We start from the raw sequence: 21,789 nt of genomic DNA, 5'->3' as shown, positions 1-21,789 counted from the left end.
TCCGAATCGATCAGCGGAGAGTTGTGACAGCCCGTGAGCCCGATGCAGACGAAGCGCACCGCCGCCCGCCTGGGCGCCCTCCTCCTCGCCCCGGCCGCCCTCGCCTCCCTCGTGTCCTGCGGCGGCGAGAGCGAGGCGAGCACCGATGAGGACAAGCCCGAGCGGCTGGCCGGGACGGTCCTGATCGACGGCTCCAGCACGGTGGAGCCGCTGACGAAGCTGGCCGGCGAGCGCTTCGGCCGGCAGGAGCCGGGGGTACGGGTCACGGTCGAGGCGTCCGGCACCGGCGGCGGCTTCGACAGGTTCTGCGCGGGCGAAACGGACGTCTCCGACGCCTCCCGCCCGATCAACGACTTCGAGAAGGAGACCTGCGCCAACTGGGACGTGCCGTACCGCGAGCTGACCATCGCCAACGACGCACTCACCGTCGTCGTCCCGCGCGGCAACGACTGGATCGACTGCATCACCACCGACCAGCTCAAGCGCATCTGGGAGCCCGGCTCCGCGCTGACGAGCTGGCAGGAGGTCGACCCCGCCTTCCCGGACGAGCCGCTGCAGCTCTACGGCCCGGACACCGACTCGGGCACGTTCGACTACTTCACCGAGGCGATCAACGGCGAGGAGAAGGCGTCGCGCGCCGACTTCACCCCGAGCAGTGACGACAACACCCTCGTCAAGGGCGTCGCGGAGGACTCCGGCGGCCTCGGCTACTTCGGCTTCACCTACTTCGACGAGAACCGCGACAAGCTGCGCGCGCTGGAGATCGACGCCGGCGACGGCTGCGTCGCGCCCAGCACGGCGTCGGTCCAGGACGGCTCGTACAAGCCGCTGGCCCGGCCGCTGTTCATCTACCCCTCGGCGAAGGCGCTGGAGCGCCCCGAGGTCGAGACGTTCGTCGAGTTCTACGTGGACAGCCACACGGACTTCGCCTCGGAGGCCGGCTACATCCCGCTCAGCGAGGTGCAGGAGAGCGAGCTGGAGCGCGATCTGGCGCGGCTGAAGGAGCACAGCGACCGGTCGGGCGGCGCGGGCGACACCGGCGGGGACGCGGGCGGCTCGGGCGGGCTGTGAGGTGCCCCGGCCACGTGCCCGTACGGCGGTCCTCCACGTGGTCCTCCAGGCGGTCGGAAAGGTGAGCCGCGACACGGTCAGAGGGGCGGAAGGTGTCGTGGATCACGCCGTTCATAACGGGCCGATAACGGCATCACGCACCCCTGTTCCGATGTTCACCTTCAGTTAACCGCCACCACCGGCCGAGTCCGCTGACACCGATTTCGATGAGAGGCGACGAAGGGGGTGGTGACCGACCGATGGACACACCGGCGATACCCGGCCAGCGACACGGGCATGTCCTGCTGCTCGCCGATCCGGACGAACAGGTGGCGCACGATCTTGCGGAGCACCTGGCTGGCCATCAGGTGAAGGTCGTCTTCTGCTCCGACGGGGCGGAGGCGCTGCTCCAGGTCGGCCTGCAGTCCCCCGACGCTCTGCTGGTCAGCGCCAAGCTGCCGCTCGTGCCCGGCGCCCGGGTGGTGGAGGTGCTGCGGCGGCGGAGCGCCACGCCGGTCATCATCGGCGTCGGCCCCGACGACGCGGAGGACGCCGTGGAGGCGCTCACCGCGGGGGCCAGCGCCTGCGTCGCCCGGCCCTACCGGCCGTACGAGGTCCTGAAGATGCTCGGCGTCGCCAGCCCGGCGACGTACGACGTGGACCAGACGGTCGCCTCAGGCCCGTACAGCGTCAACCCCGCCACCTTCGAGGCCCGCGTCGACGGCCGGCTGGTGCAGCTTCCGCTTCGCGAGTTCAAGCTGCTGCACCTGCTGGTGGCCAATGCCGAGAAGGTCGTCACCCGAGACCAGATCAGCGCCGAGCTGTGGGGTGGCAGCGCACCGAAGTCCAACACGATCGCCGTGCACATCCGTCGGCTGCGCGACCGCATCGGGGACAACCCTCACGATCCACGGATCATCCTCACCGTCCGCAACGTCGGCTACCGCTTCGTGCCGCCGACCGCGGACCTCCCCTAGACCCCACGACTGCTTTTGTCTCGATTTGTTATCAAGCCGCTCCTGGAAGTGCGGCCTCAGGAAGGAAAGTCCCCAGTGAAGTCTCAGAGCAAGATCCGGTACCGCACCGCGGCAGGCATACTCGCCCTCTCCAGCGCCCTCGTCCTCTCGGCGTGCGGCTCGGACGACAATTCGGACTCCGGCGACGACAAGGCCAAGGGCGGCGACAAGAGCTCCGCCGCCGCCGGCGGCGACATCGAGTGCGGCGGCAGCGGTGAGCTGCTCGCCTCGGGCTCCAGCGCCCAGGACAACGCCGTGCAGCAGTGGGCGGCCGACTACCAGGCCGCCTGCCCCGACGTGACGGTGAACTACAAGCCGGTCGGCTCCGGCGCCGGCATCGAGGAGTTCCTCAACGGCCAGACCGCCTTCGCCGGCTCCGACTCCGCGCTGGAGCCGGAGGAGGTGGAGAAGTCCAAGGAGGTCTGCTCCGGCGGGCAGGGCATCAACCTGCCGATGGTCGGCGGCCCGGTCGCCATCGCGTACCACCTGGAGGGCGTGGACGAGCTGGTGCTCGACGCCGAGACGCTGGCGAACGTCTTCAACGGCGAGATCAAGCAGTGGAACGACGAGGCCATCGCCAAGCTGAACCCCGACGCCGAGCTGCCGGACACCAAGATCCAGCCCGTGCACCGCTCCGACGAGTCGGGCACCACCGAGAACTTCACCGCGTACCTCAACACGGTCGTGAAGGACGCCTGGCCGGACGAGGCCGACAAGAAGTGGCCGATCGAGGGCGGCCAGGCCGCCACCGGCTCGGCCGGGGTGTCCTCGCAGGTGAAGCAGACCGACGGCGCCATCTCGTACATGGAGATCTCGCACGCCGAGTCCAACGAGCTGAGCACCGTCAAGCTGGACACCGGTGCCGCGGAGCCCGTCGAGGCCACCGTGGAGAACGCCTCCCAGGCGATCGCCGTCGGCGAGCGGGTCGGCGAGGCGCCCGACATGGCGCTGGAGCTGGACTACGCCACCAAGGAAGACGGCGCGTACCCGATCACCCTCGTGACGTACGAGATCGCGTGCGACAAGGGCAACAAGCCGGAGTCCCTGGACGCGGTGAAGTCCTTCCTCGCCTACACCGCCGGCGAGGCCGGCCAGCAGTCGATCGTCGACATCGGCTACGCCCCGCTGCCCGCGGAGATGGCGGCCGAGGTCGCCAAGACCGTCGACAGCCTGTCCTGATCAGCCCTCCCGCCGGCCGGCGAACCACTTCGCCGGGCCGGCGGGGGGCCATCCGGTGCACCGCCGCCGGGACGCGGGCGCTGACCGCGCCGTCGCCCCACACCAGACCGGAGATTCACGTATGACTGCTCCACCCACCGACAGAGAAACCCCCGCCCCACCGCCGTCACAGGTCCTGCTGTCGGACGGCAAGGGCGGCTCCCGCCGCGGCGACAAGGTCTTCTCCGGCCTGTCGAAGGGGTCCGGGATCACGCTGCTGCTGATCATGGCCGCGATCGCCGCGTTCCTCGCGTACCGCGCGTCCATCGCCCTCGCGGACAACGAGGGCAACTTCCTCACCACCTTCGAGTGGGACGCCAACTCCATCCCGCCGAAGTTCGGCATCGCCGTCCTGGCCTTCGGTACGGTCGTCTCCTCGGTCGTCGCGATGGTCATCGCCGTGCCGATCGCCGTGGGCATCGCGCTGTTCATCACCCACTACGCGCCGCGGAAGCTGGCGGCGCCCCTCGCGTACGTCATCGACCTGCTGGCCGCCGTCCCGTCCATCGTCTACGGCCTGTGGGGCGCCCTGTTCCTGGTGCCGCACCTGGTCGGCACGTACGAGTGGCTGGACCGCTACTTCGGCTGGACCGTCGTGCTGTCCTTCGACGGCACCGCGCCGCGCTCGCTGATGACCGCGGGCATCCTGCTGGCCGTGATGATCCTGCCGATCATCACCAACGTCAGCCGCGAGGTCTTCGCCCAGACCCCCCGCCTCCAGGAGGAGGCCGCGCTGGCGCTGGGCGCCACGCGCTGGGAGGTCATCCGCATGACGGTGCTGCCCTTCGGGCGCTCCGGCGTCATCTCCGCCTCGATGCTGGGCCTCGGCCGGGCGCTCGGGGAGACCATGGCGGTGGCCACGGTCCTGTCCCCGTCGGCGCTGCTGTCGGCGGAGATCCTCCAGGCGGGCGGCGGCACGTTCGCGCAGAACATCGCCGCGTCGTTCGGCGAGTCCGGGGAGTTCGGACGGGACGCGCTGATCGCCTCCGGCCTGGTCCTGTTCGTCATCACGCTGCTGGTCAACGGCGCCGCCCGGCTGATCATCGCGCGCCGCAAGGAGTACTCGGGGGCCAACGCATGAGCGCGCAGACCATCGCCGACAAGCGGCCGGTCGACCGGCTCGGCATCCAGCAGCCACGGCTGCCGCGCTGGGCACCGGCGGCCATCGCCGCGGGCGCCACCGGCGTGGCCGTGCTCATCGGCGTGCTCGGCGGCCTGGGCAGCCGGATCCAGTGGGGCCTGATCGCGGCGATCCTCTTCGTCGTCGGCCAGTACGTCATCTCGACGGTCGTCGAGGGCGGCCGGCAGGCGAAGGACCGGCTGGCGACCTCCCTGGTGTGGGTGGCGTTCCTGCTGGCCGTCGTCCCGCTGGCGTCGCTGATCTGGGAGACCGTCAGCAAGGGCATCAAGGTCACCGACGGCTACTTCCTCACCCACTCGATGAGCGGCGTGGTCAACGTCGCGCCCGGCGGCGGCGTCTACCACGCGCTGATGGGCACCGTCGAGCAGGTGCTGATCGCCACGCTGATCGCCACCCCGATCGGGCTGCTGACCGCCGTGTACCTGGTGGAGTACGGCCGCGGGGCGCTGGCGAAGGCGGTGACGTTCTTCGTCGACGTCATGACGGGCATCCCGTCCATCGTCGCCGGCCTGTTCGTCCTCAGCCTGTGGATCATGATCCTGGACTTCGGCTACTCCGGCTTCGCCGGTGCGCTGGCCCTGGCGATCCTGATGATGCCCGTGGTGGTCCGCTCCACCGAGGAGATGCTGAAGCTCGTCCCCAACGAGCTGCGCGAGGCGTCGTACGCCCTGGGCGTACCGAAGTGGAAGACGATCCTGAAGGTCGTCCTGCCCACCTCCCTCGGCGGCATCACCACCGGCGTCATGCTGGCCGTCGCCCGCATCACCGGCGAGACGGCCCCCGTGCTGCTGCTCGTCTTCGGCAGCCCCGCGATCAACAACAACCCCTTCGACGGCGGCCAGGCGTCCCTGCCGCTGTACATCTACCAGCAGTGGGGGGCGGGCACCTCGGCGTCGTTCGACCGCGCCTGGGCCGCCGCCCTGGTCCTCATCGTCTTCGTGATGATCCTCAACCTGCTGGCCCGCGGCATAGCCCGCTGGAAGGCCCCGAAAACCGGCCACTGACGGCCATAGGAGAAGTGATCTGACATGGCCAAGCGCATCGACATCAGCGGCCTCACCGCCTACTACGGCGACTTCAAGGCGATCGAGGACATCTCGATGGCCGTCGAGCCCAAGTCCGTGACGGCCTTCATCGGCCCGTCCGGCTGCGGCAAGTCCACCTTCCTGCGGACCATCAACCGCATGCACGAGGTCATACCGGGCGCGCGCGTGGAGGGGAAGGTGATGCTGGACGACGAGAACCTCTACGGCACCGGCGTCGACCCCGTCTCCGTACGGCGCGTGGTCGGCATGGTCTTCCAGCGGCCCAATCCGTTCCCGACCATGAGCGTGTACGAGAACGTGGCCGCGGGCCTGAAGCTCAACGCCCGCTACAAGAAGTCCGAGCTGGACGACGTCGTGGAGAAGTCCCTGCGCGGCGCGAACCTGTGGAACGAGGTCAAGGACCGCCTGGGCCGTCCCGGTTCGGGCCTGTCCGGCGGCCAGCAGCAGCGCCTGTGCATCGCCCGCGCCATCGCCGTCGAACCGCAGGTGCTCCTCATGGACGAGCCCTGCTCCGCCCTCGACCCGATCTCGACCCTCGCCATCGAGGACCTCATCGGGGATCTGAAGACGCGGTTCACCATCGTGATCGTCACGCACAACATGCAGCAGGCGGCGCGCGTCTCGGACCGTACCGCGTTCTTCAACCTGGCCGCCGTCGGCGAGCCGGGCCGGCTCATCGAGATCGACGACACCGACAAGATCTTCTCCAACCCGTCGGTGCAGGCGACCGAGGACTACGTGTCCGGCCGCTTCGGCTGAGCCGAGGACTCCGGCCGGAGTCCCCCGGGACCCCGGCCGGCCGAGCCGTCTTGCGGTGCTGCCTGGCGGTGCCTCCGCAAGACACCAGGGCCCGCCCCGCACCCGGGGCGGGCCCGCCCGCTCACTCCTCCGCCAGCGCCGCCTCCGCGGGGCGCGCCTGGAGCGCCGCCCAGCCCGGCACCAGCGTGGCGGTCAGGGCGAGGGCCACGGCACCGGCGACCACCGCGGCGTAGATGGACAGCGGTCCGGTGGGGACCATGCTGTCCGCCGCGGCGTGGCTGAACGGCACCAGCGCGGTGGCCGCGGCCGCCGTGCCGAGGGCCACGCCGATCCCGGCGACGATCAGCGCCTCGATCGTCAGCATCCGCAGCACCTGCCGGCGGGTGGCGCCGGCCAGCCGCTGCAGCCCGAACTCGCGGCGGCGGCCGGAGACGGAGAGCACCAGGTTGTTGACCACGGAGATCGCCGTGTACGCGACGATCATGCCGACCATCAGGTAGTTGACCCACGCCTGGGTCTCGGTGTCCTTGATGTTGGCCTCGATCAGCGCGTCGCGGTCGGCGACGGCGGTGCCGGGGTGGTCCGCGAGGGTCTTCTCCAGGCTCGCCGTCAGTGCCGCCGCGCTCGTGCCGTCCTCGGCGCGTACGAGGATCTGCTGCGGCAGCGCCCCGTCGGTGTGCCCGGCGAGAAGGCCGGCGGGCACGAACGCGGTGTCGTATCCGGCGCGGCCCTCGAAGAGCACGGCGATCCGCAGATCGACGGCGGCGCCGTCGCCGAAGCGCACCTCGACGGTGTCGCCGACGCTCCGGCCGTCCGCCGCACCGGCGGGCAGGGCGATCGTCCGCCCGGTGAGGTCGGCGACCTCCCCCATAGCCCTGCGGGCATGGGCGGTACCCCCAGCCTCGACCGGGTCCAGGGCGGTGGTGCGGGCGGCGCCGCGGGCGTCGATGCCCTGCAGCGGTACGCCGTCCTCGTCGCCGACGCCGTCGATCCAGCCGGTGCTGGTCACGTACGCGCCGGCCGCGGCGACGCCCTCGGTGGCGCGGACGTCCGCGGTGAGCGCCGGGTCGAGGGTGCCGGAGGCGGAGTCGACGACGGCGTCTGCGCGCAGGTTCTGCGCGTACGCCTCGCGGGAGGCGTCGGTCTGCGTGGTCTGCAGGTACAGGTTCGCGGTGGCCATGGCGACGGCCAGCATCACGGGGGTGACGACGCCCGCCATCCGGACGGCGCGGGTCCGGGCGGTGACGACGGCGAGTTCTCCGCTGGCGCCGGTGACGGCCCTGACCGGTCCCGAGATCAGCACGGTGCACAGCTTCGTCAGGCCGGGGCCGAGGAGCGCGAGGGCGATGGCCGTGCACAGCACGGTGGGCCCGGCGGTGCTGGCCGCGATCGGGCCGTCGAAGAGCACCCAGGTCAAGATGGCCAGCGCGACCGCGCCGGCGAGGAAGAGCAGGGCCGCCACGATCCGCGTCGGGGTCGCCCAGCGGGTCCGTACCGTCGACTCCGCCATCGCCTCGACGGCCGTGACCTTCACCCCGCGCCGGCCGCCGAGGAAGCCGCCGAGCAGCGAGGTCAGCAGCAGCGCGCCGGCCGCGGCGACCGCGGGGATCCAGCCCTGCTCGTACGTGACGGCCCCCGACACCATGCCGCTGCCGGTGAACTCCTCGAACAGCCGCTCCCCCGCGGGCGGTCCGGCGAACCGGCCCGCCACGCCGGCGACCAGCGCGACCATCAGCGTCTCGGCGAGCAGCAGCCGGCGCAACTGGCGCGGGGTGGCGCCGACGGTGCGGAGCAGGGCGAACTCGCGGCGGCGGCGCTCGACGGACAGCGCGACGGTGCCGGAGACGACGAAGACCGCGACGAGGGTGGCCATCCCGCCGAAGGCGCCGGCCAGCGCGATCAGGTCCTCCTTGCGGGTCAGCACCTCGGGGTACTCGACGGCGCCGCGGTCGTCGCCGGAGACGACCTTCGCCGGGGTCTGCGCCTGCGCGGTGCGGTCCGCGACGACCTCGCCGAGGCGGTCCTTCAGCTCGCCGTGGTCGGTGCCTGCCGCGGCGGTGACGGCGATGTCGGCGACGGCGGGGGAGAGCGCACGGGCGTGGTCGTCGGTGAAGAACACGGCGCCGCGGTCGACGGCGTGCGCGGTGCGGACCACGCCGGTCAGGCGGTACGCCTCGGCGCCGCCCTGCGCGGCGACGCGCACCTCGTCGCCGGGGCGCACGCCGTACGCCCTCGCCGTCGCCTCGTCCAGCACCACGTCGCGGGGGCCCGCCGGGGCCCGGCCGGCGGTCAGCTCGTACGGGGTGACGGCCGCGGAGGACCAGCCGTGGGCCTGCGCGTCGGGGGCGTTTGCGGAACCGAGTACGGCGGCCTCGAAGACCCGCTCGGGGACGGCGCGCTCGACGCCGGGGACGTTCCGTACGGCCGCGGTCAGGGAGTCGTCCAGCGCGGGGCGCTCGGGGAGGACGGCGGTCTCGTCGCCGCGGGGCAGGTCGCGGTCGCCGGTGACCACGAGGTCGGCGCCCGCGAGGCGCTGCGCCGGCGCGTTGTTGCGTATGCCGGTCTCCAGCAGACCCCCGCACGTCATCACGATGACGGTGCCCAGGAAGAGCGCCAGGAAGGTCGCCGAGAGCGCGGCGGTTCTGTGGCGGAGCGTACGGATGGCCATGGCCCACATGGGACGGTTCCCCTCTGCGATGTCGATGACATCAACCTAGGAATTCGCGTCCGTTCGCCCCATGGGATGCCCACCCGGCTCCGGGGTGTACCTGGCACCACCACGGGCCGGGGGCCCGCCGGGCGCCCCGGCCCGTACGTCGGTGTGGAAGCCTGCTCTTTACGTGCGCTGCCTACTTGGGCTGGGGCTTGCGCAGCTCGATGTGCAGCTCGCGCAGACGGGCCTCGTCGACCTCGCTGGGCGCGCCCATCAGCAGGTCCTGCGCGTTGCCGTTGAGGGGGAAGGCGATCGTCTCGCGGATGTTCGGCTCGTCGGCCAGCAGCATCACGATGCGGTCGATGCCGGGCGCGATCCCGCCGTGCGGCGGGGCGCCGAAGCGGAACGCCCGCAGCATGCCGCCGAACTCGCGCTCCACCTCGTCCTTGCTGTACCCCGCGATGCCGAAGGCCTTGTACATGACCTCCGGCTCATGGTTCCGGATCGCGCCGGAGGACAGCTCGACGCCGTTGCAGACGATGTCGTACTGGTACGCGAGGATGTCCAGCGGGTCCTTGCTCTCCAGCGCCTCGATGCCGCCCTGCGGCATCGAGAACGGGTTGTGCGAGAACTCGATCCCGCCCGTGTCCTCGTCCTTCTCGAACATCGGGAAGTCGACGATCCAGCAGAACCGGTAGACGTCCTCGGCGAACCGCCCGGCGCGCTTCGCGGCCTCCACGCGCACCGCGCCCATGATCTTGGAGACCTCGTCGGTCTCGCCGGCGCCGAAGAACACCGCGTGCCCGGCTTCCAGGCCCAGGCGCTCGGTGAGCACCCGCACGTTCTCCTCGGTGAGGAACTTCGCGATCGGGCCCGTCAGCGCGCCCTCCTCGCCGACCCGCACCCAGGCCAGGCCCTTGGCGCCCTGCTCGACGGCGAAGTCGCCGAGCGCGTCGAAGAACTTGCGCGGCCGGTCCTGCACGGCCGGCACCGGCAGGGCCCGTACGTGCTTGCCCGCGAACGCCTTGAACTCGCTGACCGCGAAGACGTCCGTGACGTCCGACAGCTCCAGCTCCGCCCGCAGATCCGGCTTGTCCGACCCGTACTTGACCATCGCCTCGCGGTACGGGACCCGCGGGAACGGCGACGTGACGTGCCGGCCGTTGCCGAACTCCTCGAACAGCTCCGTCATCACCTTCTCGATGACGGCGAAGACGTCCTCCTGCTCGACGAAGCTCATCTCCATGTCGAGCTGGTAGAACTCGCCGGGCGAGCGGTCGGCGCGGGCGTCCTCGTCGCGGAAGCAGGGCGCGATCTGGAAGTAGCGGTCGAACCCGGCCATCATCAGCAGCTGCTTGAACTGCTGCGGGGCCTGCGGCAGCGCGTAGAACGTGCCGGGGTGCAGCCGGGAGGGGACCAGGAAGTCGCGGGCGCCCTCGGGGGAGGTGGCCGAGAGGATCGGGGTGGTCAGCTCGTTGAAGCCGAGGGCCGTCATCTTCTGCCGGATGGCCGTGACGACGGCGGTACGCAGCATGATGTTGCGGTGCATGCGCTCGCGGCGCAGGTCGAGGAAGCGGTATTCGAGCCGGCGCTCCTCGCCGACGCCGTCCTCGGCGTTGATCGTGAACGGGATCTGCTCGGCGGCGCCGAGCACCTCGACGGCGCCGACCTCGATCTCGATCTCGCCGGTGGGCAGCTCGGGGTTGACGTTGTCCGCGCCGCGGGAGACGACCGCGCCGTCGATACGGACGACGGTCTCCTTGGTGAGGTGCGCCAGCGCCTCGTTCGCGGGGGTGCCGGGGCGGGCGACGAGCTGGACGATGCCGTGGTGGTCGCGCAGATCGATGAAGAGGATGCCGCCCAGGTCGCGCCTATTGTGCAGCCAGCCGGACAGGCGGACGTCGCTGCCGACGTCGCTCGCGCGCAGCTCACCACAGGTGTGGGACCGGTACCGGTGCATCATCCATCCAGTTCGTCGGACTCGTCGTCTTCGGCCTGCGCTCACGGCCGGAGATGTGGTGCCGGGAGGGCACCGATTCGGCCATGAGGGTGTTCAGCCCGCCAAGACTACCGCCCCCGTCCTCCCCGGCCGCACGCGGCCAATCACCCTAAAATAGGGCAATGCGCACCGAGGAGGTCCTGGCTGCCGTCGGCACCGGGGTGTGGAGCTGGGACACCGCCTCCGGCACCGTGACCATGGACGCCGAGGCCGCCCGGCTCGTCGGGCTGCCCGCACGGCCGACGGAGACGACGGCGGCCAACGTACGGGGCCGCTGCCACGGGGTCGACTACGTCGAGCTGGCCGGGGCGATGGACCTGGCCCGCACGGAGGGCACCGTGGCGGAGGCGACGCTGCGGATCGTGGACGAGCGGGGGACGGAGCTGCGGGTCGTACGGACCCGGATGCGGCCGTTCCGCGGCGGTGAGCCGGCGGAGGGGGGACACGGCACGGACCGGGCGCCCGGCGCCGCACCGGACGCGGGCACGGGCGGCGGCCCCGCCACCGACACTGCTCCCGCTCCCGAGTCCGGCGACGTGGTCATGTCCGGCACCGTGCAGGAGGTCGTCGAGCCTCCCCCGGAGCGCTCCGCACCCGGGCGGTACCCCCAGCCCGGCGCCGGCGCCGGCACCTCCCCGCCGTCGCCGCTGACCAGCGACTGGCGGCTGTCCCGCGAGGCGTTCCTGCTCGACGCCGGCCGCGCGCTCGCCGAGTCCCGCGGCACCGACCAGGTGCTGCGTGTCGCCGCGTCCCTGTCGATGCCCGGTTTCTCGCCCGACGGCATGGCGGTCTTCGGTGTCGAGGGCACCTACCTCACCTTCATCGGCCAGCACGGCTACCGCCCCGAGGACGAAGAGCCCTTCACCGACATCCCCCTCGACTCCGACTACCCCGGCGCCGTCGCGGTCCGCACCGGCCGCGCCATCTACATCGCCGACCGCGAGGAGTACCGCCGCCGCTTCCCCGAGGCGTGGCGGCTCGCCGGCCGGCTGGGCCGGCGCTCGTGGGCGTACGTACCGCTGATCGTGGCCGGCCGGGTCATCGGCGTGTGGCTGGCGGCCTTCTCCCACCCCGCGCCCTTCACGCCCGACGAGCGCTCCGTGCTCACCACGATCGCGCGCATGCTGGCGCAGGCGCTGTCCCGCGCCCACGTCCACGAGTCCGAGCGCGAGCTGTCCGCCGGGCTGCAGCGCAGCCTGATGCCGGAGGAGGTGCCGCCGACGCCGGGCATGACCGTCGCCGCGCGCTACGTGCCGACCGGCGGCGGGCTGGAGATCGGCGGCGACTGGTACGACGTGATCACGCTGCCGGGCGGCAGGACGGCCGTGGTCATCGGCGACGTCCAAGGCCACGACGTACGCGCCGCCGGGCTGATGAGCCAGTTGCGCATCGCCATCCGCGCGTACGCCTCGGAGGGCCACCACCCCGACGCCGTACTCACCCGCGCCTCGCACTTCCTCACCCAGCTCAACCAGCGCGAGGGCCTCGAAGGCGACTCCCCGCCCGACGACGCCGACCCCCGCTTCGCCACCTGCCTCTACATCAAGGCCGACCCGGCCACCGGCACCCTCTACATCGCCCGCGCCGGCCACCTCGACCCGGCCATGGGCATCGGCGACAGCACCCTCCTCGTCCGCCCCACCGAGGGCGGTCTGCCCCTCGGTGTCGTCGAGGAGCCGGACTATCCCGTCACCCGGCTGGTCATGGAGCCGGGGGAGCTGATGCTGCTGTGCAGCGACGGGCTCATCGAGACCGGCGGCCACGATCTGGAGACCGGCCGCGACCGGCTGCGCCGGGCCTACGCCGGGCACGTGGGCGACGACCTGGAGACGCTGGCGGACGCGCTCATCGACGCCGTCAGCGGCCCCGGCTCCCACGCCGCCCCCGGCCCGCACGTGGAGCGCCGCGAGGACGACATCGCGCTCGTCCTCCTCCGCCGCGACCAGCCGCCGCGCGAGGGCGAACCGGGCGCCGCCCCCGTCACCGGCCGCCACATGCACCTCACCGTCCCCCAGGCGGAACAGCAGCGCACCGCGGACGCCCGCCACGAACTGCGCGCGATGCTCTACGACTGGTCCACCCCCGCGCAGGTCGACTCCGCGGAACTGGTCCTCTCCGAACTGATCGCCAACGTCCTCCTGCACACCGACAGCGACGCCGACATCAGCGCCGACGTCGACGGCCCCCACGGCAACCGCACCCTCCGCGTCACCGTCTCCGACGCGGACACCGGCCTCCCCCACCTCCGCCACCCGGGCGAAATGTCCTCGTCGGGGCGCGGGCTGTTCCTGCTCCAGGAGCTGTCGGGCGAGTGGGGGACGGAACCCCGGGGTGACGGCAAGGAGATCTGGTGCGAGTTCCACGAGGAGGACCGTCCGGCCCTCTGACGCGGTACGGCCGGGCGGCGGGAACAGGCGTGCTCGGCGGGCGGAGAACACCCGGGTGACCGGTGCTCCCACCGTCTGCACGGCTGCCTCGGCCACCCTCACCCGCTCGCCCGGGGCGCGGCGCCGAAGGGCGATCCGGAAGCCGTCGACGCCGCTGTCCGGCCAGTGCTCCGGCGCTACGGCCGGCACCGCGAACCGGGCCGGCAGGGTGCCGGTACCGGCGTGGGCGGGAGCGCGTCGTCCCACCCACGCCGCACGGCGGCCGGCTACCCGTTGTGCTTGGCCGTGTAGCGGATGAAGTCGTCCACGGCGGCGGCGAACTGCGGCGCCTGGTCCTCCTGGAGGAAGTGGGCGGCGCCTGCCAGGACGGTGTGGGGCATCCCCCGCGCGCCGGGGATACGGCTGCTGAGCGCCGTGTGGTCGCCCCGGGTGACGTGGTCCAGCTCGCCGAACAGGCACATGAAGGGGATACGCAGCTTCTCCAGCCTCCGCCACGCGTCGCGGATCACCGGGTTGGCCTCGTCGTCGGCGGTGACGGGGATGAGCACCGCCCAGCGGCGCACGCCGTGGAGGTGCGGGTCGGTGGGGAACGGCGCGTCGTAGGCCGCCGTGATCTCAGGGGTGAGGTCTGTGGCGGTGAAGTCCTGGACGACGTCGCCGGGCTTGAAGTGCTCGGTGCGCTGGGTGTACTGCAGCCAGGTGGCCAGGTACTGCCAGCCCGGTCCGAGGTCCTTGCCGCCCTCCTCCAGCCCCGTGTTCGAGGCGACCACGCGGCGGAAGCGATTCGGGTGTGCCGCGAGCAGGAGCAGGCCGAGCAGGCCGCCCCAGTCGTGGCAGACCATGGTCACGTCGCGCAGGCCGAGTCGGTCGAAGACGATGTGGCGCAGCCAGTCGAGGTGGCTGTCGTAGGTGTAGGCGAAGCGGTTCGCGAGCTTGTCGGATTTGCCGAAGCCGACCAGGTCGACCGCCACGCAGCGGTGTCCCGCGGCGACCAGCGGCGGGATGACGTGCCGGTAGAGGTAGCTCCAGGAGGGGTTGCCGTGGAGGAGCAGGACGGTCTCCCCGGAGGCGGCGGCCGGATCGGCGGGCCGCTCGTCCACGTAATGGACGCGCAGCCGGCTGCCGGCGCCGTCGTTCGCGTCGATGGTGACGTAGTTCGGGCGGAAGGGGTAGTCGGTCAGGCCCTCGAACTGTTCGTCGGGTGTACGCAGCACGGCTCGGACGGCAACGGGGCCCGGCCCTCGCTGCCCGGTGGCCGACGCCCCCGGCGCGCCGCCCAGCAGGGCCGTGCCGCCCAGCACGGCCGCGCCGGCGACGAAGGTGCGGCGGGCCGTAGGGGAGAGGGCGCCGGTGGTGTCCGCGGAGTCTGCGGGACCGGCGGCTGGCTGTTCTCGGTTCACGGTGTTCCTCGGTCGTTCGGGTCGTCCCGTCGTACGGGCTTGTATCTGAGAGGCGGGCCGGATATCCCGGCGTGACGCCTGGGCAGCGGATGTGACCCGCGTCTCGCGGCCGACGGGAGCAGGGCGGGCACGGCCGCCTTCAGCCGGTTCGGATCGCGGCGGAAGGCTGGCGTGCGCGGCGTGCGCGGCGTGCACGGTGAAGTCGGTGCGCGGGCGCACCCCGCCGGCCACGGCGGTGGCTTCCTTCCCCTTCTCAGGCGTGGTCGGCGGCGGCCACGGGCCCGGATCCTGTTGCGGCGCCCGTGTCGGTGGCCGCCTCGGCGCCGGGAATGTCGTCTGCGGCGGGTAGCCCGTGGCCGGCCGGGGACGGACCGACGTGGCGCTTGACGGCGAGGCAGGCCACCGCCCCCGCTGCCAGCACCGCGACCGAGACGCCGATCGTCGGCCCCATCGCATCCACGAAGCCCTGGCCGAAGACCTGCCCGCCCAGCTCCTGCATCCGTGTCGCCACCGCGTCCGGGATGTCGGCCGGCAGGTCGGCGGCGGCGTTCTGCGTGGCTCCGACATCCCCACCCGCCGATCCGGAGTCGGCGAAGCCGGCGACGAAGTCGTCCCGGTAGTCCTCGGGCAGCGCAGTGGCCTGCCGACGCGCCTCATCGGTCAGGGAGGCGGCGATCTGCGTCTGCAGCACAGCACCGATCACGGCGCCGGCCAGCACGGAGCCCACCTGCCGCAGCGAGTTGTTCAGCCCGGAGGCGGCGCCCGTCAGCCCGGCGGGCACGTTGCGCATCACCTCGGTGGCCATGGGCGCGAACGTGCATCCCGCCCCCAGCCCGATGAGTCCCAGTCCCGGCGCCACCGTCGTCCAGCTCGCGCCGGGCTCGGCCGCGGACACCACCCAGAACAGCCCGGCACCCCAGGCCAGCAGCCCGGTCATGAGGATGTACTTGCCACCGATCCGGTCGGCGAAGGCGCCCGCGGGCCCGGCGGTGACGATCGAGCCGAGCGCCATCGGCAGCAGCACGAGACCGGCTTTGAGCGGGCTGAAGCCGAGCACCGACTGCAGATAGATGGTCAGCGGCAGCAGCATGCCGACGATGCCGAACGACACCGCGATGCCGACGAAGTTGACGAGGGCGAAGTTGCGGTCCTTGAACAGTGAGAACGGCACCAGCGGCTCGTCGTCCTGCCGCCCGCGCTCGTAGGCCAGGAAGGCCACCAGCAGCGCGGCGGACGCGCCCAGCAGCGCCACGATCCAGCCGTTCCAGTCGTAGCGCTCGCCCTCGATCAGGGCGAAGGCGAGACAGAGCAGGGCGGCCGAGGCGAGTGCCACGCCGGGCAGGCCGAGGCGGTGCCGCTCGGCGCGCCGCGTGTCCGGGATGAGCGCCACCGCGAGGAACAGCACCAGCGCCCCCAGCGGCAGGTTGACCAGAAAGATCCAGCGCCAGTCGAGCTCGCTGATCAGCGCGCCGCCCAGGATCGGCCCCAGTGCGCCGGACACGCCGGCGACCGCGCCCCAGATGCCCATGGCCACGCCACGCTTGTCGGCCGGGAACACGTCGGCGATGATCGACAGTGTCTGCGGCATGAGCATCGCCGCACCCACGCCCTGGACCGCGCGGAACGCGATCAGCTGCGCCGGGTCCTGAGCGAGCCCGCAGGCCAGGCTGGCCAGCGTGAAGAACGCCACGCCGGCGGCGAACAGATTTCGTTTGCCGCGCAGGTCGCCGAGCCGCCCGGCTGTGATCATCAGTACGGCCAGGGCCAGCGTGTAGGCGTTGACCACCCACAGCACCTCATCCAGTGAGGCGTCCAAGTCCTCGACCATGTCGGGAATCGCGATGTTGACGATCGTCAGGTCGATGAGCGTCATGAAGAACCCGAGGGAGAGCGTTGTCAGGATCGCCCACGGGTTGCCGCGCCACTTTCTCAGCACCGTTCCTCCAGTACCCCGTGCCGTGACCCTTGTGGCGCACGGCTCTGCGGTCTGGGAGGGCCGGCCGACCGGTGGGCGTGACGCGGCGGTGACCGGGTGAGACCCATGTCACACTTGCCCATGGGATGTCACGTTCTGGGCGGCGCCTGACCTCTGGGGGGAGTACGAGCGAAGGGAGGCGACGCATGTCCCGGAAGAGAGCGCAGAGCGGGCCGGAGAACCGGTCACCCGGCACCGGGGGCGGCCTGCCGACAGGGTCGACCCGCCAGTTCACCGACCATCGCGAGCTGCTGTTCTCGATCGTCTACAACATGCTCGGCAGCGTCGCCGACACCGAGGACGTGCTGCAGGAGACATGGCTGTCGTGGGCCCGCAGGGTGCGGCGCGCCGAGGACGACGAGATCACCAACCCGCGCGCCTACCTCGTTCGCATCGCGGTCAACCAGGCCCTGTCGCGCCAGGAGAGTATCCGGCGGCGACGCGAGACCTACGTCGGGCCGTGGCTGCCCGAGCCGCTGCTGGACCCGGCCGTGGAAGCGGCGGCGTCCCAGGCCGCGGACGGCGCCGAGCAGGCCCTGCGCACCGAGTCGGTGTCGATGGCCCTGCTGGTGGTACTGGAGACGCTCACCCCGCTGGAGCGTGCGGTGTTCGTCCTGAACGAGGTGTTCGGCTACGCCCACACCGAGATCGCCGAGGCCATCGAACGCAGCCCGGCCGCCGTACGGCAGATCGCCCGCCGGGCGCGCTCGCACGTCCATGCCCGCCGGCCACGCTACGACACGCACCCGCGCGTGCGGCAAGAGGTCACCGAACGCTTCGTCGAGGCGGCTCTGGGCGGCGACGTGGATCAGCTCATGCAGATCCTTGCCCCGGAGGTGACCGTGTGGACCGACGGCGGCGGCAAGGTACGCGGGGCGGGCCTGCGCCCCGTCCACGGCCGCGACCGGGCTGCGCAGATGCTGGCGCACTACGGCACGCACCGCGCCCACCGGGAGGACGTGGACGTGGAGTACCGCACCGTGGGCGGGGACGCCGCGGCGGTGGTCTTCCGCGGAGACTCGCCGTACGTCGTCATGGTGATGGACCTCACCCCGGAAGGCGACCAGGTGTCGGACGTCTACATCGTCACCAACCCGGACAAGCTCGCCGGCATCTCGCCGGACGGCGATCCGGTGGAGTGACGCATCGCCGCGGTGCGCGGCGGATCATCGCCCGTCCGCATCCTGTGGACGGGCCCGGCAGGTACCGGCCGCGGGGCAGGCCGTGCCGTTCACAGGAGAACGTGATCGTCACGTTCCTCTGTCAGGGACAACGCCGCCCAGACGCATTTGCCCGGCGTCGTGGGGTCGGCGTCGTCCGGTTCGTCCGTGCCGACGCGGCGGGTGCCCCAGCGGTGCGCCAGGACCGACACGATCGGCAGCCCACGACCGAACTCCTGATCGTACGAGGGGTGGCGGACGTAGGGTGCCGCCTTGGACCCGTCGTACACCTCGATCACCAACTGATCCGCGAGGCGAAGGAGCCGTACGCGGATGTCGCCGACGCCGGCGTGAGCCGCGCCGACACCGATGCCGACGGCGTGGCGGACCGCGTTGCCGACCAATTCGCTGACCACTTGGTCGGCGGGCCAGACCAGGGCGTCCAGGCCCCAGAGCTGCAGTCGGTCGTTGACCGTTGCGCGGGCGGTCGGAGCGGACTCCGGGATGCACGGCATGTCCCACGTGGCGATGTGGTCGGCCGGGATACGGCCGAGCGTCAGCGCCAGCAGGGCGGCGTCATCCGGACGGGTCTCGGGGAGCAGCGTGGCCATCGCGGAGTGGCACAGGTCATCCAGCCACGGCGCGCGCCGGGCCGGGTCCGACGGCAGGGGGGTCGAGACGGCATGGCGGGTGATCACCTCCGCCAGCCGTGCCGGATCCGGGTCGTCCAGACCGAGCAGCCCATCCGTGTACAGGGTGAGAAGCGTCCCGTCGGGCACGGTGACCTCGGCCACCTCCGGTGGCACGTGCGGCAGCCCCAACGGCTTGCCGATGGGCATGTCCAGAACGGCCGGCGGCCGGCCGGGCGCCATCATCAGCGGAGGCGGGTGTCCGGAGCTGGTCAGGCACAGGACGCCGGTTGTCGGGTCGTACAAAGCGAGCAGGACCGTGGCCCGCACGCTCCCCAGCCTCAGCGTGACGTCGTTGGCGTAGGCGAGCAACTCGTCGGGCACGAGATCCATGGCCGCGATGGCCGCAATGGCCTGGCGGAGGATGCCCATCACGACCGGCTCGTCGATACCGTCGCCGACGACGTCACCGACGACGGCCAGGGTGCGGCCGCCGGGCAGGGCGATGGCGTCGTACCAGTCGCCGCCGATGCCCGCCGTACTGGCGGTGCGGTACTGCGCGGCCGCGGACGCCGCGGTGAGCGCGGGCAGCCGGCCCGGCATCAGCTCGCGTTGCAACCGCTCGGCCCGCTGCTGGGCTTCCCGGAATTCAGCGGCCCGCGCGAAGGCTGCCGCGACGGCCACCGCGACCGTGCCCAGCAGGGCCTCCGCCTCCCCGTCGAAGACGCGGGGGGCGTGCCAGCCCAGGACCACACTGCCGACCTGCGCGTCAGCCGTCACCAGCGGCACGATCGCCCACGCCTGGCCTCGGCCCATGCGGGCGAGCGGCACCAGGTGCGGCCACCGCTCGGCGAGCTCTCCGACGGACTTCACGAACTGGATCTGCGCGGAGGCGACGGCGCCGGCCTCCATGCGCTCCTGCCAACTGAGCGTGGCGACCTGGCGCAGGAACTCCGGCGAACATCCGCGCGAGCCGGCGACCTGCGGTTCCGGCCCGGTCAGGTCATGGATCAACGCGCTGTCGGCGGAGAGCAGGGGCACCACATGGGTGAGGACGGCGTCCACGACGTGCCGCGGAGTGCGCGCCTGGATCAACGCCGCGTTGAGGCCGGTCAGGCGGTCGCGGCGCTCGGCCGCCGCCTCGGCGGCCTCCGCCTTGTCCGTCACATCGGTCAGCGTGACGACCACATAGTCGGTGATGCCGACGGCGTTTACCTCGTAGTGCCCGAGCCCGCCGGAATCGCCGCGGAACGGCTCCCAGGAAGTCACCGTCTTGCTGGCGGGGCGGCCCGGAGCGGCCCGGGCAGCGGCCAGGACGTCCGGCACTCCCTGTTCGCGAAGCTCGGGAAACACCTCCCACGGGACACGGCCCACGATCTCGACCTGCCGCAGGGCCGCCACCTCGCGTGCGACCGCGTTGCACCAGGTCACGTGGTCGTCAGCGGCGATCACGTAGGTGGGCAGCGGGTAGGAGTCGGTCAGTCCGGCCAGCCACGCCTCCGAGCTGCGGCGTTCCGTGATGTCCCAGACGTAGCCGGCCATGCGGACGAGCTGCCCGGTGTCGTCGTGCTCCCACCAGGCGCAGACCATCAGCCACGAGAGCCGACCGGCGGAGTCCTGCACGCGGTGCTCCACCACATATGCCGAGTCCTCACGCCGGGAACGCGCGATCTCCTGCTCAACCTGACCCCGGTCGGCGGGGTAGACGTGAGCCAGCCACGTTTGGATATGGCGATCCCAGTCATCCGGATCGATTCCGGCCTTGACGAGTAGCGATTCTGCGACCTCGTCAGGTTCGAGCAGTCCCGTGCTCAGGTCCCAGGACCAGCGGCCGGCCCGCACCGTGCGCATCAGCCGGCGCTCGGCGGGGATCTCGTCGGTGCCGATCTCCCACCACTGATGAGTTCCGCTGCTGCGCCAGCGCCGGGCACCGGCCAGCCGGTCCCCGACCAGGGCGGCCACCTGGCCCAGGTAGTGGACGCGGTCCCGCGGCGGCTCACGGCCGGCCAGGACGGACAGGGCGCCGATCACGTCGCCGCCGGCCCTGAGAGGCACGGAGAGCACACCCCGCGGGTGTCCCTGCGTTCTGTCCGGGGTGGGGGGCGAAACCTGTGACCAGACAGGACGCCCGGTGGCGATCGCGCGGGCCGGGGCGAGCCCGGGCGTGGCCGCGTCGCTGAGATGGTCCCACGCTCCGGTCAGGTCCGGGGGCAGGCCGATGACCGCGGCCAGGTCGAGCGTGCCCGGCTCACGACCGGCCAGGTGGACCAGTCCGCCCAGGCCGACCGCTCCGGCGACCGCATGCGGCAGAGCCAGCCCCAAGACCTTGGTCACGTCGGCGTCGGCGGGCAGACCGGCCACCCATCTCAGTCGCAGGTCATCGTCTATCGCCGCGCCGGGCGTCTCGCCGGGTCTGCCACCCCGCCCGGACTCGGAGTGCATCGCTGCTTCGCCTCCACCAGCGCGTACACGCGAGGACCATGGACGGAATCGCACATCCCAGGCGCGCTGTGCTCGCCATGGTAGTCAGCTACCCGGACATTTTCTGCCATTGCACCACAGACCGGGTGACGCAAGGGGTCCGGTGGTGCTGGGACCGCTGCGTGTGCACACCGTCGCAGTCAGCGGGTAGACGTCTGCGCTGGCCGCGTCGGTGGCGTGGCCGCCATCGGGGCGATCTCGGTGGGCGGCGCCGGGGCGACGGCTGCACAGCCGTTCGCCTCTGCGACGGAGGACCGGGGGCGCGGGTTCACCCGTACATGCGGCGCATCGCGAAGTCGACCATCTCCTCGACCGCCTTCGCGTCCACGACCATCCGGTGATCACCCTCGATGTCGAGCACGAAGCCGTACCCCGTGGGCAGCAGGTCGATGACCTCCGCGCCGGTGACCGTGAAGTACTTCGACTCCCGGCCCGCGTACCGGCGCAGCTCCTTCAGCGAACTGAAGAGCGGGATCACCGGCTGCTGGGTGTTGTGCAGGGCGAGGAAGCCGGGGTTGTCGCCGCGGGGGCAGTAGATCTTGGAGGTGGCGAAGATCTGCTGGAAGTCCTCGGAGCCGATGGCCCCGCCGGTGAACGCCTTGACCGCGTCCGCGAGCGACGGCGGGGCGGGCTGGGACGGCTCGGGGTAGAGGGGCTGCTCGGCGTAGCCGGGGGCGGGCTGGTCGTACGGCCCGGGGGGCGCGGCGTACTGGTGCCCCTGGGGGTGCCCCGGCGGGGGCGCCTGGGGGTGGCCCTGCGGGGCGCCGTAACCGGCGGACTGGTCGTAGCCGTACATGCATTCAAGCCTAGCCGCGTCGCGGGGGTGCGGGTGGGGACTCCGCCAGTCGGAGTGATGTGACAAGAGGAGGGTTGCG

14 protein-coding genes are annotated in these 21,789 nt (G+C 71.9%); 8 read left to right on the top strand and 6 right to left on the bottom strand.

Annotated elements, in window-relative coordinates:
- Positions 1-42 precede the first annotated feature (42 nt).
- From ABGA99_RS28880 to pstB, 6 genes are all read left to right on the top strand, one after another.
- Positions 43-1,071 (top strand): PstS family phosphate ABC transporter substrate-binding protein, encoded by a 1,029-nt coding sequence (locus ABGA99_RS28880; protein ID WP_347578033.1) that lies wholly within the window; start codon positions 43-45, stop codon positions 1,069-1,071.
- Positions 1,072-1,310: 239 nt separating this feature from the next.
- Positions 1,311-2,027 (top strand): response regulator transcription factor, encoded by a 717-nt coding sequence (locus ABGA99_RS28875; RefSeq protein ID WP_347578032.1) that lies wholly within the window; start codon positions 1,311-1,313, stop codon positions 2,025-2,027.
- 75 nt (positions 2,028-2,102) lie between these two features.
- Positions 2,103-3,245, top strand: a complete 1,143-nt coding sequence (gene pstS / locus ABGA99_RS28870; RefSeq protein WP_347583753.1) for a phosphate ABC transporter substrate-binding protein PstS — start codon at positions 2,103-2,105, stop codon at positions 3,243-3,245.
- Positions 3,246-3,366: 121 nt separating this feature from the next.
- Positions 3,367-4,365 (top strand): phosphate ABC transporter permease subunit PstC, encoded by a 999-nt coding sequence (gene pstC, locus ABGA99_RS28865; protein ID WP_347578030.1) that lies wholly within the window; start codon positions 3,367-3,369, stop codon positions 4,363-4,365.
- A complete protein-coding gene (gene pstA / locus ABGA99_RS28860) occupies positions 4,362-5,429 on the top strand; it encodes a phosphate ABC transporter permease PstA (protein ID WP_347583752.1) in 1,068 nt (355 codons plus the stop codon). The genes pstC and pstA overlap by 4 nt, the downstream gene beginning before the upstream one ends.
- A gap of 24 nt (positions 5,430-5,453) precedes the next feature.
- Entirely contained in the window at positions 5,454-6,230 is a 777-nt protein-coding gene (gene pstB / locus ABGA99_RS28855) for a phosphate ABC transporter ATP-binding protein PstB (RefSeq protein WP_347578028.1), read from the top strand.
- 121 nt (positions 6,231-6,351) lie between these two features.
- Here the strand turns inward: pstB and ABGA99_RS28850 are convergent, their stop codons facing one another.
- The gene (locus ABGA99_RS28850; RefSeq protein WP_347583751.1) at positions 6,352-8,898 is read right to left on the bottom strand and encodes an FtsX-like permease family protein; all 2,547 of its coding nucleotides are present in this window, start codon (positions 8,896-8,898) and stop codon (positions 6,352-6,354) included.
- Between the two features lie 181 nt (positions 8,899-9,079).
- Positions 9,080-10,843: an aspartate--tRNA ligase gene (gene aspS / locus ABGA99_RS28845; protein ID WP_347578219.1), complete on the bottom strand. Its 1,764-nt coding sequence runs from the start codon at positions 10,841-10,843 to the stop codon at positions 9,080-9,082.
- A 161-nt stretch (positions 10,844-11,004) separates the two neighbouring features.
- Here aspS and ABGA99_RS28840 point away from each other — a divergent pair, with 161 nt between their 5' ends.
- Positions 11,005-13,269, top strand: a complete 2,265-nt coding sequence (locus ABGA99_RS28840; protein WP_347583750.1) for a SpoIIE family protein phosphatase — start codon at positions 11,005-11,007, stop codon at positions 13,267-13,269.
- 266 nt (positions 13,270-13,535) lie between these two features.
- Here the strand turns inward: ABGA99_RS28840 and ABGA99_RS28835 are convergent, their stop codons facing one another.
- Together ABGA99_RS28835 and ABGA99_RS28830 are read right to left on the bottom strand one after the other, a co-directional pair.
- On the bottom strand, positions 13,536-14,669 hold the full coding sequence (locus tag ABGA99_RS28835; RefSeq protein ID WP_347583749.1) for a haloalkane dehalogenase: 1,134 nt from the start codon (positions 14,667-14,669) through the stop codon (positions 13,536-13,538).
- A gap of 253 nt (positions 14,670-14,922) precedes the next feature.
- A complete protein-coding gene (locus ABGA99_RS28830) occupies positions 14,923-16,605 on the bottom strand; it encodes an MFS transporter (RefSeq protein ID WP_347583748.1) in 1,683 nt (560 codons plus the stop codon).
- 185 nt (positions 16,606-16,790) lie between these two features.
- Between ABGA99_RS28830 and sigJ the strand changes: the two genes are divergently transcribed.
- On the top strand, positions 16,791-17,786 hold the full coding sequence (gene sigJ / locus ABGA99_RS28825; protein WP_347578023.1) for an RNA polymerase sigma factor SigJ: 996 nt from the start codon (positions 16,791-16,793) through the stop codon (positions 17,784-17,786).
- Between the two features lie 89 nt (positions 17,787-17,875).
- On the opposite strand, the gene ABGA99_RS28820 is transcribed toward sigJ, so the two are convergent.
- Both ABGA99_RS28820 and ABGA99_RS28815 read right to left on the bottom strand, forming a co-directional pair.
- The gene (locus tag ABGA99_RS28820) at positions 17,876-20,875 is read right to left on the bottom strand and encodes a SpoIIE family protein phosphatase (RefSeq protein ID WP_347583747.1); all 3,000 of its coding nucleotides are present in this window, start codon (positions 20,873-20,875) and stop codon (positions 17,876-17,878) included.
- A gap of 307 nt (positions 20,876-21,182) precedes the next feature.
- On the bottom strand, positions 21,183-21,710 hold the full coding sequence (locus ABGA99_RS28815; protein WP_347578021.1) for an SseB family protein: 528 nt from the start codon (positions 21,708-21,710) through the stop codon (positions 21,183-21,185).
- Positions 21,711-21,789 lie beyond the last annotated feature (79 nt).

The sequence above is a fragment of the Streptomyces sp. B5E4 genome, from assembly GCF_039871555.1.
Taxonomy (GTDB): Bacteria; Actinomycetota; Actinomycetes; order Streptomycetales; family Streptomycetaceae; genus Streptomyces.
The sequence above is the reverse complement of the archived record's forward strand: the minus strand, read 5'-3'. Positions and strand labels throughout refer to the sequence as shown.

Excerpts from the sequence above, each read along its gene's own strand:
- ABGA99_RS28880 (WP_347578033.1), top strand. The coding sequence starts at position 43 with ATGCAGACGAAGCGCACCGCCGCCCGCCTGGGCGCCCTCCTCCTCGCC.
- ABGA99_RS28875 (WP_347578032.1), top strand. The coding sequence starts at position 1,311 with ATGGACACACCGGCGATACCCGGCCAGCGACACGGGCATGTCCTGCTG.
- pstC (WP_347578030.1), top strand. The coding sequence starts at position 3,367 with ATGACTGCTCCACCCACCGACAGAGAAACCCCCGCCCCACCGCCGTCA.
- pstA (WP_347583752.1), top strand. The coding sequence starts at position 4,362 with ATGAGCGCGCAGACCATCGCCGACAAGCGGCCGGTCGACCGGCTCGGC.
- pstB (WP_347578028.1), top strand. The coding sequence starts at position 5,454 with ATGGCCAAGCGCATCGACATCAGCGGCCTCACCGCCTACTACGGCGAC.
- ABGA99_RS28850 (WP_347583751.1), bottom strand. The coding sequence starts at position 8,898 with ATGGCCATCCGTACGCTCCGCCACAGAACCGCCGCGCTCTCGGCGACC.
- aspS (WP_347578219.1), bottom strand. The coding sequence starts at position 10,843 with ATGCACCGGTACCGGTCCCACACCTGTGGTGAGCTGCGCGCGAGCGAC.
- ABGA99_RS28840 (WP_347583750.1), top strand. The coding sequence starts at position 11,005 with ATGCGCACCGAGGAGGTCCTGGCTGCCGTCGGCACCGGGGTGTGGAGC.
- sigJ (WP_347578023.1), top strand. The coding sequence starts at position 16,791 with ATGTCCCGGAAGAGAGCGCAGAGCGGGCCGGAGAACCGGTCACCCGGC.
- ABGA99_RS28820 (WP_347583747.1), bottom strand. The coding sequence starts at position 20,875 with ATGCACTCCGAGTCCGGGCGGGGTGGCAGACCCGGCGAGACGCCCGGC.
- ABGA99_RS28815 (WP_347578021.1), bottom strand. The coding sequence starts at position 21,710 with ATGTACGGCTACGACCAGTCCGCCGGTTACGGCGCCCCGCAGGGCCAC.